At 48.6% G+C, this 14,050-nt stretch carries 15 protein-coding genes and 1 pseudogene; 8 read left to right on the top strand and 8 right to left on the bottom strand.

Annotated features, from left to right (window positions below):
- From Q0198_RS00235 to Q0198_RS00200, 8 genes and pseudogenes are all read right to left on the bottom strand, one after another.
- Positions 1 to 590 (bottom strand): annotated as a pseudogene (locus Q0198_RS00235) (hypothetical protein); the annotation flags it as partial.
- A gap of 64 nt (positions 591 to 654) precedes the next feature.
- A complete protein-coding gene (locus Q0198_RS00230; RefSeq protein ID WP_297893640.1) occupies positions 655 to 1,191 on the bottom strand; it encodes a hypothetical protein in 537 nt (178 codons plus the stop codon).
- 29 nt (positions 1,192 to 1,220) lie between these two features.
- Positions 1,221 to 1,496, bottom strand: coding sequence for an Imm53 family immunity protein (locus Q0198_RS00225; RefSeq protein WP_297893630.1), 276 nt, complete (start codon positions 1,494 to 1,496; stop codon positions 1,221 to 1,223).
- A 90-nt stretch (positions 1,497 to 1,586) separates the two neighbouring features.
- On the bottom strand, positions 1,587 to 1,940 hold the full coding sequence (locus tag Q0198_RS00220) for a hypothetical protein (protein WP_297893628.1): 354 nt from the start codon (positions 1,938 to 1,940) through the stop codon (positions 1,587 to 1,589).
- Between the two features lie 117 nt (positions 1,941 to 2,057).
- Complete coding sequence (locus Q0198_RS00215) at positions 2,058 to 3,410, bottom strand: coproporphyrinogen III oxidase family protein (protein ID WP_297893627.1); 1,353 nt, start codon at positions 3,408 to 3,410, stop codon at positions 2,058 to 2,060.
- 69 nt (positions 3,411 to 3,479) lie between these two features.
- A complete protein-coding gene (locus tag Q0198_RS00210) occupies positions 3,480 to 3,827 on the bottom strand; it encodes an AzlD domain-containing protein (protein ID WP_297893626.1) in 348 nt (115 codons plus the stop codon).
- Positions 3,827 to 4,585, bottom strand: coding sequence for an AzlC family ABC transporter permease (locus tag Q0198_RS00205; protein ID WP_297893623.1), 759 nt, complete (start codon positions 4,583 to 4,585; stop codon positions 3,827 to 3,829). Before Q0198_RS00205 ends, Q0198_RS00210 begins: the two co-directional genes overlap by 1 nt.
- A gap of 221 nt (positions 4,586 to 4,806) precedes the next feature.
- Positions 4,807 to 6,369, bottom strand: a complete 1,563-nt coding sequence (locus tag Q0198_RS00200) for an inorganic phosphate transporter (protein ID WP_005869776.1) — start codon at positions 6,367 to 6,369, stop codon at positions 4,807 to 4,809.
- Between the two features lie 174 nt (positions 6,370 to 6,543).
- Between Q0198_RS00200 and Q0198_RS00195 the strand changes: the two genes are divergently transcribed.
- From Q0198_RS00195 to nuoH, 8 genes are read left to right on the top strand one after another with little or no spacing between them, the layout of a single operon-like run.
- Positions 6,544 to 6,933, top strand: a complete 390-nt coding sequence (locus Q0198_RS00195; protein WP_005869774.1) for an NAD(P)H-quinone oxidoreductase subunit 3 — start codon at positions 6,544 to 6,546, stop codon at positions 6,931 to 6,933.
- Positions 6,915 to 7,424, top strand: a complete 510-nt coding sequence (locus Q0198_RS00190) for an NADH-quinone oxidoreductase subunit B (protein WP_297893620.1) — start codon at positions 6,915 to 6,917, stop codon at positions 7,422 to 7,424. The genes Q0198_RS00195 and Q0198_RS00190 overlap by 19 nt, the downstream gene beginning before the upstream one ends.
- Entirely contained in the window at positions 7,424 to 8,212 is a 789-nt protein-coding gene (locus Q0198_RS00185; protein WP_297893618.1) for an NADH-quinone oxidoreductase subunit C, read from the top strand. The genes Q0198_RS00190 and Q0198_RS00185 overlap by 1 nt, the downstream gene beginning before the upstream one ends.
- Positions 8,212 to 9,438 carry an NADH dehydrogenase (quinone) subunit D gene (nuoD, locus tag Q0198_RS00180; RefSeq protein WP_297893615.1) on the top strand — a complete coding sequence of 409 codons (1,227 nt, stop codon included), beginning with the start codon at positions 8,212 to 8,214 and terminating at the stop codon, positions 9,436 to 9,438. The genes Q0198_RS00185 and nuoD overlap by 1 nt, the downstream gene beginning before the upstream one ends.
- Entirely contained in the window at positions 9,435 to 9,665 is a 231-nt protein-coding gene (locus Q0198_RS00175; protein ID WP_177386790.1) for an NADH-ubiquinone oxidoreductase subunit E family protein, read from the top strand. Before nuoD ends, Q0198_RS00175 begins: the two co-directional genes overlap by 4 nt.
- Complete coding sequence (locus tag Q0198_RS00170; protein ID WP_297893608.1) at positions 9,662 to 10,369, top strand: hypothetical protein; 708 nt, start codon at positions 9,662 to 9,664, stop codon at positions 10,367 to 10,369. The genes Q0198_RS00175 and Q0198_RS00170 overlap by 4 nt, the downstream gene beginning before the upstream one ends.
- A 1-nt stretch (position 10,370) precedes the next feature.
- Positions 10,371 to 13,055, top strand: coding sequence for an NADH-quinone oxidoreductase subunit G (locus tag Q0198_RS00165; RefSeq protein ID WP_297893605.1), 2,685 nt, complete (start codon positions 10,371 to 10,373; stop codon positions 13,053 to 13,055).
- Complete coding sequence (nuoH, locus tag Q0198_RS00160; protein ID WP_297893603.1) at positions 13,052 to 14,047, top strand: NADH-quinone oxidoreductase subunit NuoH; 996 nt, start codon at positions 13,052 to 13,054, stop codon at positions 14,045 to 14,047. Before Q0198_RS00165 ends, nuoH begins: the two co-directional genes overlap by 4 nt.
- Positions 14,048 to 14,050 lie beyond the last annotated feature (3 nt).

Below are 14,050 nucleotides of genomic sequence, written 5' to 3'. Positions count from 1 at the left end.
GGCTTTAAAATTTTATCACGATACTCTTTGCCCGCCTTAGTCATACACATCCAATGGCTATATCTGCTCCATGTGTCAGGGTCTTTCCAAGTTATCTCTGCTTGGGGAGTTATTTTGTCCTCCTCTAAAAATTTATATCCAAAAAAGAAATTATCTCTAAAATAGATCCACTTCTCATAAAGCGACATACCTAGATCGATCTTGGATAAATTCGTATCGAAGTCAGCCCATTTCTTTCTTAAATTTTCGCCCTCTATGCCGAAGTCTATCATACCCCCTAAAAACAGCTGACCCATTACTCCGAAGTATTCTCCCGCGTATGTCGGATAGGCTGAAATTTCAGGATTATCTTCGTCCGCTAGCTTATAGTCGCTTTGTATAATACCATATAGTTCAAACCATTCGTACCAATCAAAGATTTCATATTCAATGTAATCTAAAATATCTTTTTTTCTGGTACCGGGAATTTGAGCTAATATGCGAATAAACGAATCCATCCAGCAATCAAATCCTAAAGCCTTATAAAGTTCTTCATCTTTGTTAAAAACCCAGCCGTATAGTTCATTCGGTTTCAAAATTTTAAATTTCATAGTATCTCCTTTTTAAATTTAATCGGTTGCCGATAGAATTTATCTTATTGATCCATTAGCGGTCTCATATAAACTCGCTAATATAAAAATTATTTGATTCCGAGAGCTTGGGCATACTTTTTATTATTTCATCTAAATCGACGCTCTTTATTTCGGCGCAATTTTTTACATCGCCGCAGATACCGATAAAAATAAGATCGTCTCTGTTTTTGCCTATAAATTTACCCTTTGCGTAATAGCCGCCTTCAAATCTTTCATAGGCTATATAATATAATATTTGCTTTAAAATTTCACTTTGATCCAGCTTGAAATAGGTGCAGAATTCCACGCCCTCTATATCTTGCGATATGTTGGTGGCGCCTAAGGAGCTTTTTTCATATTTTTTAAGATCTATTTTTCGGATATTGTTTTCATCTCCTTCGCCGATTGCTCCAAGCACGCGGAAATCCCTATCTATCTCGCCGTAAATATCAAAAAACAGATAACTGCCCTTAAAGCTTTTATAGGCGAATTCCTTTACGGCGTCCTTAACAATTTCGATATTTGCAAGCGTAACTTCGGTCTTTTTGCAAGATTCGTTTTTTATCTCGACTTCGATCATCTAAGCTCCTTTATCTGCCTTGCTAAATTTTAATCCGTTAGCCATTTTACTACATGCTCCAATAATTCCTCTAAATTTTCGGCTCCGCAACTTCCTTTGAGTTCGTTTTCCGTGGCATTGATGAAAAACCAATCCTCGTCATCTCTATCGATATTTATTTTGATCGGCTTTTTCCCGCTCTCGCCATCGATTTTAATCAACCAACCGGGATTATCGACCGTTTCTAGCGTAAGGCCATATTCATGCTCCCATTCTCCGTCGCATTTGGAAGCGTACCAGTTTTGTATGAGTTTTAGATTACTCATTGCTCCTCCTTTAATTTCATAAATTTCAAAATTCCCGATCCATTGGGCTTGAATATTGCGTTTGAAGCAAAGCTTCTTTGCTATTTAAATTTAATCGCTTATTAGAAATTTCTTTTCTACGCCGTCTTTATTTACGGTGATTATCTTCGAGTTCGGAATATTTAAAAATTTTATAGCTTTTTCGTCCAGTTCAGACAATGGCTCCTCAAGATTAAATTTAGTTTTATAGTAATATAGCGAAAGATCTCTTTTGTTGCCCTGCTCCATAAGTTGCATTATGCACCTATCGTTTGAATCGCCGCTACCATATCGGTTTATCATCATAAACGCCTCGCAGCTTTTATGAAACGGAAAGCGACCGAAGTTAAAAAGATTGCCGACGAGCTCAAATACAAGGACAAAAAACAGAAATAAAATGAATAGCTTGATCATTCTGCGTTTCATTGCGGCGTTTCCTAAATTTTGAAATCAAAAATTCGTTTGTGTTTTAAATACATAAACGGTATTTGCGCTCAAGTCGCGAGTGCGCCAAGCATTAACCGAAGCGGTCTGGCGCAAAATTTACGACGCTATCTCGCTTTTTGTCGCGCCGGTTGCGGCGGACTCGCTTTCGTCCATAATGATGAGCTGTTTTGCGCGCTTGATCTTCGCATCGTCGCGAAACGCCGCGCGCACCTTGTCCATGCCGGTGTAAAATTCCTTCATCAAAACAAGGCACAGATACGCGCCGAATTCCGTCGTACGGATGATCTCGCCCTCGATCCGCACGGCTCCTGCAAGCCTTAGCAGACTAAGCTCTCTACCCAGTTCGCGGCGCAAATTTATATCGTTTGCGGCGTTAAATTTAGCGATATCGATCTCGCCGTTGAAAAGCTCGGTCAAAAAGAGGTATTTCGCGCGCTCGGATCTGCTAAAATCGCAAGTGGCGATGACGGTGCTTTCGTTTTTATGCACTCTGCTTGCGTACTCTTCGAGGTTGAACGCATTTACGAGAAGCCTGCCGCCTAAGAAACTAAACGCGCCGCTTCCGATGCCTACGTATTCGTGATTCGTGCCTACATACTCGTCGCTCATATTTGATTTTTCGCGAGCGAAGGCCCATGCGTTGCTGCGGTGCCAGCTTGCAAATTCCTTGCAGATGATGGAGTAAAACTCCTCCTCGTGATCTACATTGCTAACGCCGAGGCTCCGTGCTATTTGATCGCGCATCAAAGGCGATTTCATCAGCGGATACAGCGTGATCTGTTCGGGCTTCACCGCTTTTGCCGCTTCAATGTCGCGAAGTAAAATTTCGCGCGTTTGAAACGGAAAGTTAAAGATCAGATCCAGGCTTAAAATCGGCAAAATTCCGACCGCTCGGGATAGCTTTTCTTGCAAAATTTCGCCCGAGCCGAATTTGTCATAGCGTGAAGCTTTGCGTAAAATATCATCATCAAAGCTCTGCACCCCCACGCTTAGGCGGTCTATTAGCCCGCGAAATCGCAGCAAGCTCTCAGGCTCGATGTGGTTAGGATCGCTCTCGCATGAAACCTCTTTGATGCTAAAAAGCGACTTGGCAAGCTCCAGCGTGCGCGCTAACTCGTCCTCGTCGATGAGCGTCGTGCCGCCGCCTACGTAAAGCGTCTCAAAGTCGTAGCCCGCGTCCTTCGTGCGCTGCATTTCGGTGCGTAGAGCGCTGAAATACGCCTTGCACGCACCGCGCTCGTAGGCGTATTTGTGAAAGGAGCAGTACGGGCAAAATGTGTGGCAAAAGGGCACATGCATGTAGAGCATATATTTTTTATCGGGGTTTGGAATTTTAGCGATATTTTCCTGCGTGATGTCGATTCTAAGGGAATTATATAGAGATTTTTGCATAGTTTCGGCGGCGTATTTTTTAGCGAAGCTATGCACCATTTGACTGATAAAATTCATAAAACTTTAACCTTTTTTAAACTTAAAAATTAATTTTTGAAGTTTATCGAAAACTAACTTATAAATTTATCAAGAATTCAATAAAAAGCGTAGCGCCGCCATATATATTAGCGTAGGAAGCGCTATCGTAACGAGCGAATTGCGAAATTTAGCATGCACGACAAACGCCATAATCAGGCAAAATAGCAGCGCCGCCGTTTGCAAGACGTCCGCGCTAAAAGCCCGCTCGCCCGAAAAGCTAGGCAGCATCGTTTTAAGCGCGTAGATCGTCAAAACGACCATTATCAAAAGCCCCGAGTTTTTCTGCAGATACGCCAGATTTGGACTCGCGGTCTTTTTCTTGAAAAGCAGCAGCGGCAAAAAGCGCGTTAAAATCGTAGCGAGCGAGGCTAGAAAGATATAGGGCAAAATTTCCACTACCTACCCCTTTTTAGGAATTTTTGCAGCCTGCGTCCCGCGCGCGAAGGCCGCTCGAAGTATTTGCGAAAGAGCAGCAATACCGCTGTGCCGAAAATCAGAGTGCCGAATAAAAAGTATTTTGCAGGAAAGATAAAAAGCCCCGCAAACGCGCAGGCAAAGCCCAGAAATAGCACTTTGTATTGCGTGTTCGCTTTAAAAACCTCATAGGTTAGCATCGCAAAAAGCGCCGTCAGGCTAAACTCGACCCCGCTAAAATCAAGCTTCAAGCTTGCTCCCAAAACAGCCCCTGCAACGACGCCCGCAACCCAGTAGGATTGATTTAAAACCGCGGTCAGATTATAGAGCAGATCAAGCTCTTTTAGTCTTTGCGGCGTTACGGGTCGCTCGCCGCTAAGCTCCTCGGGGCGCAAAAAAGCGCGCGCTTTTAGCAGCGCAAAGGTTTCGTCCGTAAGGGCATACACGGCGTAAATTTTATGACGCACGAAGCGCAGCTCGTCCAGCAGCGACATCGTATAGAAAAAATGGCGAAAATTTAGCAAAAACGCCACGACGAAGGTATCTACGAGCGAGGCGTGAGTTACGATGAAGGCGATCAGCACGAACTCCACGCTGCCTGCGTAGATTAGCAGTGAGGTTAGCGCCAGCGCCCAGACGGGCAGATCTTGGCTGATGCCGTAGATGCCAAACGCCAGCCCCAGCGGCACGTAGCCCATCATCACGGCTAGGGTGGATCTGAAAATTTCGATTTTACTCATAGCTTTCCTAAATTTAAAAGCGCGATTTTAGCTAAAATTTTATTAAATTTTCAAAGGCGTGCGGGCGGGATCTGCGCCACTGCGAGCTAGTTTTGCGCGGTTATGCGTCGCAAGAGGAGCTGTAAAATTTACTCGCTTCGGCGCCGTAAAATTTTAAAATTTAGCCTGCGTAGAATTTTGCGAAATTTTAAAATTTCAGAGAGCGGATTTTTAAATTTAGCCTAAAATACGTGGCGCAAAAGCACGAATGCAAACGCCGAAAGCAGCGCCGAGACGGGTAGGGTAATGATCCACGCTAGCCCGATCGGCTTCATTAGCGACCAGTTCGTGCTGTGATTTACCAAGCCGATGCCTAAAATAGCGCCGATTAGCACGTGGGTCGAGGAGATCGGCAGCCCCAGCACCGATGCCGCCATGACGACGACGGCGCTTGCGAGCTCGGCGCTAAAGCCCGAGGCCGGGTGGATTTTTGTAAGATTGGTGCCTACGGTGGCGATTACCTCTTTGCCGATGAACCAAAGCCCCGCTATGAGGGCTACTGCGAACATTATCATAATCTGCTGCGGCACGGGAGTGGAGGGATTGATACTATTCGTAGCCATCGTATCGATGATAGCGGCAAACGGACCCACGGCGTTTGCGATGTCGTTGCTGCCGTGCGAAAAGGCAAAGCCGCTAGCGGTGAGTACCTGCAGCCAGCTAAACATCAAAAACGCGGATTTGTTTAAATTTGAGCGGCGTAGGGTTTTAGCGAAAATAAACATCAAAAGCCAGGTAATCAGCGTCGACATACCGATGATTAGGTAGTTGTAAAAATTCGTAAGCCCGAAATTTAGATTATGCAGCCCCTTAAATATCAACATCGCAGAGATTACGAAAGCACCGATGCCCGCTACGGCTGGAATCCCGTACTCTAGGGCCTTGTGGGATTTGAGCTTCTCTTTTTTAGCGTCAAGCTCGATCACCTTTTTATAATACTCGCTATCCAGCTCACTTGGATCAAAATCGGGATCGCGCATCGCGTAAATATCATGATTTAGTGCCTCTGCATAGGCGATCTTTTGAATGTCATCCAGGGTCTCGAAGGTCTTTTTGTGCAGCTTGCGAAGGGATTTTTTTTCGCGCTTTATGCGGTCGATCTTTATTTGAGCGTAGCGGTTGTAATCCAAAATATAATGTTTGATGAGCCAGAAAATTCCAAAGGAGATCACTCCGCCCAAAATCGGCGAGAGTACCCAAGAGATAGCTATTTTACCGATCTTATCCCACTGCACTAGCCACAATGCGGAAGTCTCTGCGGTATTAAGCAGGGCGCCTAGCGTAAGCCCCGAGCCCACGATACCGCCGATGATCGCATGAGTAGTGGATACGGGCAAACCCTTTCTGCTGGCAAAAAGCAGCCACGCGCCCGCCGCAAAAAGCGCGCTCATCATTACGTAGATAAAGTCTCTCGGATGTACGTCCATTTTGCTAAGATCGATTATGCCGCTGCGAATCGTCGAAGTTACTTCGCCGCCTGCGATTACAGCGCCGCTTGCTTCAAATACCGCCGCGATACAAAGGGCTTGCGCGATGCTAAGAGTGCCGCTTCCAACGCTAGTGCCGAAGGAATTTGCCACGTCGTTTCCGCCGATATTAAAGGCCATAAAGATGCCCAAAAATACCGAAACTAAAAATAGCATTTTATCGCCGCTTCCTATAAAACCGAATCCCCAGATAAGAAAATAGATTGTTACGCCGCAGAATATGCCGTAGAAAATGAGACTTATCTTGCTAGATTTCATAGCTCTCCCTTAAAATCCGCGAAATTTTACCACACGCGCCTTAATCCCCACTAAATCGCACGAGAGAGGTATATTAAATTTTACTTTTAAAAGCGAATTTAGTGGCGCGCGCTAAGCTTTATTAAATCAATACTTCGTTACAATCCGCATTAAATTTTAAAACCGAGGCGAAAAATGTCTAGAATTCCGCTGCAAAGCCCGTATTTCGGAATATTCGTAATGCTAATCCTAGCTTTTTGCGTCTTTTCGCTCATCGTTAAACTATCCTCTTTGGTAGGCTCGCGTTTAGCAGACAGGCGCGATGAGCGGCTAAAGGGCGAAATTTACGAAAGCGGACCCGAGGCCGTCAAACAGCCTAACCGAATGAACTCCCACTTTTTTTTGATAGCCGTGCTTTTCATACTTTTTGACGTCGAGATTATCTTTATGTTTCCGTGGGCGGTAAATTTTAAAATTTTAGGCGTGTTCGGGCTCGTGGAGATGGCGTTTTTCATCGTATTATTAGGCATCGGTTTCATCTACGCCTGGAAAAAAGGAGCGCTAAATTGGCAGAGCATAAGATAAACTACGCGCGCGAAAACGGACTTCCCATAGTTCTCACCACCGTCGATAAGCTGATCGCGTGGGGCAGGAGTAACTCCTTGTGGGCGATGACGTACGGGCTTGCTTGCTGTGCGATCGAGATGATGGCGGCGGGTGCGGGCAGATTTGACTTTGACCGCTTCGGCACGATATTTCGCGCAAGCGCCAAGCAATCGGATGTGATGATAATCGCAGGCACGCTTAGCAAAAAGCACGCCGAGTTTACGCGCCGTCTATACGACGCGATGCCCGAGCCCAAATGGGTCATCAGCATGGGCAGCTGCGCCAATACCGGGGGGATGTTTAATACCTACGCGACGGTACAGGGCTGCGACCGCATAGTGCCAGTTGATATCTATCTGCCTGGATGCGCGCCGCGCCCCGAGACGCTGCAGTTTGCGCTGATGGTGCTGCAAAAAAAGATCCGCACCCAAACTCCGCGCCGCGCACAAAAGGCAAAAAGGCTGATCTGATGAGAAAGTATAGCCCGAAAAACGATGCGAGCAAGAAAAATTACTACAAAGATAGATTTTTCATCCCCGAGGAGACGCAGAAGCTAGACGCAAGCGCGAGCGATTTTAAAGACGATCTGGACGCGCTTGAAGGCATTCAAATTTTAAACTCATACGTGGAATTTAACACCCTTGTGCTCTATGTGGAGCCTGCGCAAAATTTAGCGGCGCTACGCGCGCTTAAGAGTGCCGGATATGAAATTTTATGCGAGCTAAGCGGCGTGGATTTTACCGAGGCTCGCGGCGGCATCGAGGTTTTTTATCAGCTTTTGGATATCAAAAGAGCGCGTCGCGCGCGGCTAAAGTGTTTCGTGCCGAATGAGAGCTTTTTACAAAGCGCTGCGGGCATCTACAAAAGCGCGAACTGGGCGGAGCGCGAGCTATACGATATGATGGGCGTTTGGATTGAAAATCATCCAAATTTGGCGCGCCTAATAATGCCCGATGATTGGTTCGGACACCCGCTTTTGAAGTCCTATCCGTTGCAAGGTGACGAGTTTGCTAAGTGGTACGAGGTGGATAAAATTTTTGGGGTTGGCGCACGCGAACGGATCGGCGAAGAAAACCGAAATTCCGCATTCGTGGATGAAAAAGATACCTTTAACTTTACGCGGCTCTATCACGAGGGCGGTTACGGCGAGACGCGGCCGCAAGAAAAAATTTTACAAGAATACCAAGAAGAGGGCGGCGTGCGCTTCGTAAAACGCGCTAAACGCGGAATTTACAAGATCATCACAAAGAGAAAATAATGCAAAATCCAAGTAAGCTAAGACCATTTTTAGAAAACATCGAGTACGAGCGCGAGGGCGCGAATATGATCTTAAATTTCGGTCCGCAGCATCCAAGCGCGCACGGCCAGCTAAAGCTAGTGCTGGAGCTTGACGGCGAGCGAATCGTGCGCGCCCGCCCAGGCGTAGGTTACATGCACCGAGGCATCGAAAAGATGGCAGAAAATATGATCTACGCGGAGTTCGTCCCAGTAACAGACCGCATCGATTACGTCGCATCGGGCTCGAACAACTACGGTTTTTGCGCCGCGGTCGAGAAGCTCTGCGGCATCGAAGTGCCGCGCCGCGCGCAGATCATCCGCACGATCTTGCTGGAGCTTAATCGTATCAGCTCGCACCTTCTGTTTTTGGGTACGCACGCGCTTGACATCGGCGCGATGACGGTATTTCTCTACTGCTTTCGCTCGCGCGAATACATACTTGATCTCATAGAAAAATACTGCGGCGCGCGCCTTACGCACAATAATATCAAAATCGGCGGCGTCTTTTTGGATCTGCCTAACGGCTGGTTAGAAGAGATGCTGAAATTTTGCGACGACTTTCCGAGCGACATTAAAGAATTTGAAGATCTGCTCGATACGAATAGAATTTGGCTGATGCGAACCGAGGGCGTGGGCGTGATCTCGCACGAAGATGCCCTTAGCTGCGGCTGTAGCGGAGTGAGCTTGCGTGCTAGCGGGCATGCGTGGGATATCCGCAAAGAAGAGCCCTATCTCATCTATGACGAGCTTGATTTCGACGTGCCGTATGCGAGCGAGGGCGACTGCTACGCGCGTTATAAATGTTATATGGCGGAGATGCGCGAGAGCCTTAAAATTTTGCGCCAGTGCGCGAAGCACTATCCGCTGAGCGATCCGCAAATTTTGGCGATCGATCCCGCTTACGTAAATCCTAGCAAAGAGCAGATCATGACGCAAAACTACTCGCTGATGCAGCATTTCGTGCTGGTTACGCAGGGCTTGCGCCCGCCTGTGGGCGAAATTTACGCCGCGAGCGAGAGTCCTAAGGGCGAGCTTGGATTTTATATCCGTTCGATGGGCAAAAGCCGCCCCTACCGCCTTAAGATCCGCACGCCGAGCTTTTGGCACTGCGCGGTCTATGAAGAAATTTTACCCGGGCAGTATCTTGCCGACGCCGCGGCGATCATCGGCAGCACGAATATCATTTTAGGCGAGGTGGATCGATGAAACGCTACGATTTGAGGCATCTGGGCGATAAATTTTTAAACCGTATGGGCGAAATTTTAAAAAATTCCGCTCGCGGCGAGACAATGATCTTTATGTTTGAGATGGGCGATTTCAGCGCGGTTCAAAAAAGCGCAGATCTGGTGGAGGGGCTAAATTCCACGCTTTTAAGCTCGATTCGTTATAACCAAGTCGATTGGATGGTCGTCGCCAAAAAGGGGAGAGGATGAAAATTTTAAATTTCGCGGCGCTGCTTAGTTTGCAAAATCCCGCGCTCGCAGAAGGTTTTAAGAACGCTGAAATTTTAAGCGTATCGCCGCTACAAGACCCGCATCTTCCAGGCGAGTTGATAAAATGCGAGATTGGCGCGCAAAGCTTCGTGCTGGCGCTAATCTGCGCTAGTTTTTGCGACGAGCCCTATTTCGCGGATCTGGATCTGGAGTATCTAAGCGGCGAAAGCAGCGTGGGCGAGGAGGAGATCGAGCAGATCGCGGAGTTTCTGCAAAGCGGCTGCGACGCACTTTTGATCGACGATGCGCTCGTTAAAACTCATCCCGATGCCGAAAATATCAAAGCCTTTCTATCTCTCATAGCGGCGAAGTTTGGGGTTAAAATTTTAAATTTACGCGGCGAGCGAGCGAATTTGGGCGCGCAAGAGCGGGCAAATTTAAGCCCCCTTAAAGAGCCTGAGAATTTCGACGGCGCCGTGGTTTTCAAACACGATGCGGACGAGCGGTTCATCGGCGGAAGGTATTTTTGTATGGTCGCAAAGATCAAGGGCGGCGATCGCGTCCGCATCAAAACGCCGCATTTAAATTTGGAAAAAGAATTTATTTTGGATGAGGAGCTAAAGGGCACGATCGCGCTTTTAGGCTCGGGCGGGCAGGGCTTTGGCGGTTATAATTTCGAACTAGCCGAAATTTCTAAGGTTTAAAATGGCAAAGATCACGATCGACGGTAAAGCTTGTGAGTGCGACGAGGGCGAGTATATCTTGCAGGTCGCGCGTCGCTGCGGCGTTTTTATCCCTGCGCTTTGTTATCTAAGCGGCGGTACGCCGACGCTCGCATGCAGGCTTTGTATGGTCGAAGCGGACGGCAAGCGCGTCTATAGCTGCAACGCCAAAGCCAAAGACGGCATGGTCATCTACAGCCGTAGCCCCGAGATTGACGCCGAGCGCGAGGCGATCACGCAGGTTTATTGTATCAACCATCCGATGGCGTGCGGGGTTTGCGATCAAAGCGGCGAGTGCGAGCTTCAAAATTTAGCCCATCTGATGCGCACAAATACCCAAAGCTACGCTATCCGCGATACGGCGCGCGAGGTGCAGGATTGGGGGTATTTGAGCTACGATCCTAGCCTTTGCATCGTCTGCGAGCGCTGTATCACCGCCGCAAAAGACCGCTTGGGCGTAGATGCGTTTAAGCTCGTCCCGCGCGGCGGAGACGCGCTTAGTAAGGAGCAAAAGGACGCGATGCCTAAAGACGCCTACGCCGTGTGGAACAAGCTGCAAAAAAGTCTAATCGCGCGAGTAAATGAAAATGATGATTGCGTAAACTACGGCGAGAGCGCGGCGGTCTGTCCGACGGGGGCTCTGGTAGAGAGCGCGTTTAAATACGTTTCAAACGCCTGGGAGCTGCGTCAAATCCCCGCTTCCAACCCACACAGCAGCGATTGCGAACTGCTTTATTACGAGATCAAGCGCCGCGGCATAGGCGAGCCGCGTGAAAAAATTTATCGCGTTAGCAGCGACATAAATTTTAGCGTCCTGCATGCCGCAGCGCGCTTCGGCTGGGATTTTTCAAACGAGCAGGCGAGTAAAAACGAAGCGGTTTTTAATCGCATCGTGCGCGGTATCGAGGACGGCGAGATCAAAAATATCAAATTTAATAGCTTCATCACCAACGAAGAAGCTCGGATTTTAGAGCTTTTGCGGCAAAAATTTAAGCTCGCTCTGATTAACGACGAAGCGCTTGCGTATCAAAAATTCCTACGCGAATTTTCTAAGTTTAGCGGCGCGAAATTTTATAATGCGGATTCACAGACGATTAAAAACAGCGATTTTATAGTCGTCTGCGGCACATTTTTACGCAGCGACGCTCCAAATCTAGGCTATGCGGTAAACAGCGCCTGCAAGCTAAATAAGGCAAGCGGGATCTATTTTCATCCGTTTTGCGACGAAGGCATTAAGGGCTTTGGTAAAAATTTCATCCATCAGCCGCACGCCACGGGCTTGGAGGCACAGATCCTGCTTTGGATCTTGCAAAAGTTCGGGCGCGATCTGCCTGAGTGGCTGGATGCGAAACTTGCGGCGGAATTTGAAATTTCGCGTGCCGCGGCGAAGCAAAATTTAGACGAGAAACCCGCAGATTCGCAAAATCCCGAGAATTCTGCGGAGGCAAATGGCGCTGGGAACGTTGCGAGTGCGAGCGGTGCCGAAAATTCCGCAAGCGCGGACGGCGCTGAAAATTCCGCACAGAATTCCGAAAATCCTGCGGAAAGTAAAATTTCAAATTTTGCCCGCGCGCTGGGTCTGGACGAGCAAAAAATAGATGAAATTTTGGCTAAAAAGGAGCATTTTTCGCTTATCATCGGCGAGGATTTTATCCGCACGCCAAATAGTGCCACGCTCGCGCGTCTAGCGGGTTTGGTGCAGCGCTACACGCCGCTAAAAGTGCTAGTGGTGCCGCCGCGCACGAACAGTCTGGGCGTCGCGCTCATCTGTGAGCTTAGCGCGCAAATGAGCGCGGGCGAGACGCTAGGCTACAACGAAGCGGGCGATATAAGCTTCGGGGTGCTGGAAGCCGATCTGGACGCACCTAGCTTGGTGCAGCAGGAGGGCACGTTTACGAACTACGACAAGCGCGTAGTGCCCACCAATGCGGCGCTTGATTACGGCGGATACGAGCTAAACGACATCGCCTGTGCGCTTGGGGTTTGCGCGGAGTACGCGATCGGCTATACGCCTAGCTTGGGCGCGGATTTTGAGCCGATTAAATTTGACGATTTAGAAAATTTCTACGACAACGGCGGCGCAAATCACCGCGGATATGAGTTGCGAAACGAGGAGCTCGCCGCAAGCGAGGATGAGTTTGAAATTTCGCTTTCCGCGCCGCTTAGAGTAGGCGAGGGTGAAATTTTAATCTATGAGGCAAATCCACTGCATCAATTCAATAAATTTAGCGGCGCAAGCAGCGCTCTGGGCGAAGCTGGCGCGCTGTATCTAAGCCCTGGCATCGCCGAAGCTCTGGGCGTAAGCGCGGGCGATGTCGTTAAAATTTACCAAGCAGACGGCGCGAGCAACGATAAAAAAACTAGCGGCGCAGGCAAAACGAGTGCCGCTAATGATAAAAGCGGTGCTGCTCGTGCGAAAAAAATGGATCGCGCAAGCGACGCGCATAAAGCAGACGGCGCCGGTGATGAAAATAGCGAAAACGGTGCGACTGAGCTCGTAAATTTAAAATGCGAAATCGTCGCTAGCGTAAAGATCGATCCAGGCTTTAGCGGGGCGTATCTGCCGTATTTTGACGAGAAGCTGCGCGGCGAGATATTTTTCAAAACCTCACGCTACGCAAGCGTGAAAATCGAGAAAATTTCAAATTCCAAAGGAGAGGGCAGATGAGCGATAGTGTATTTTATTTCGTAGCTACCGTCTTAAAGGCGCTCGTGATTTTAGCCGTCATCGCGCTGCTCTCGGGGCTTGCGACCTACGCCGAGCGCAAGGTACTTGCCTTCATGCAGCGCAGGATCGGGCCCTCTATGGTCGGGCCTGCGGGGCTTTTGCAGGTAGGCGCGGATATGATAAAGCTTTTTACCAAAGAGGACGCGATCCCTGCGCGGGCAAATAAGCTTCTTTTTAAAATCGCGCCGATCATATCGGCTACGGGAGCTTTCGTGGCGCTTTCGGTGGTGCCGCTGCTGCCGGAGTTTACTATCGGCGGGCGGACGATACAGCCGATTTTAAGCGATATAAATGTGGGAATTTTATTTTTGCTCGGAGCTAGCGGCACCTGCGTTTACGGACTGCTGATCGGAGGGCTTGCGAGCTACAATAAATGGGGCACGATAGGCGCGTTTCGCGCGTTTTTGCAGATAACCTGCTTTGAGGTGATAAACGGGCTTAGCCTAATCCCTATCGTGATGATCACCGGCTCGCTCTCGCTTATAGACATCGTAAGTGCGCAAAGCGGCGGTATCGACAAGTGGTTTATCTGGAAAGAGCCCGTCTGCTTCGCGCTATTTCTGATCGCCGCTTTCGTAGAGTGCAACCGCACGCCTCTGTGCCTTACCGAAAACGAAACCGAGATCGTAGCGGGCGCTGGTACGGCGTATTCTGGCATGCGCTGGGGTATGTTTTTTATCGGCGAATACGCTAATATCATAACCTACTCCGTCGTTACGACACTGCTGTTTTTGGGCGGATTCAACGCGTTTTGGTTTATCCCTGGCGGCGTTATGATGGTATTAAAATCAAGCCTCATGTTTTTCTGCTTCCTATGGGCGCGCGCGGCGTGGCCGCATCTGCGCCCCGATCAGCTGATGGGGCTTTGCTGGAAAGTCTGCATGCCGTTAGCTCTTGCTTGCGTGCTAATTACCGCGCTAGCGATCGTTTAAGGA

Source organism: uncultured Campylobacter sp., assembly GCF_938045205.1.
In the GTDB taxonomy this organism is placed as follows: domain Bacteria; phylum Campylobacterota; class Campylobacteria; order Campylobacterales; family Campylobacteraceae; genus Campylobacter_B.
The sequence above is the reverse complement of the archived record's forward strand: the minus strand, read 5'-3'. Positions and strand labels throughout refer to the sequence as shown.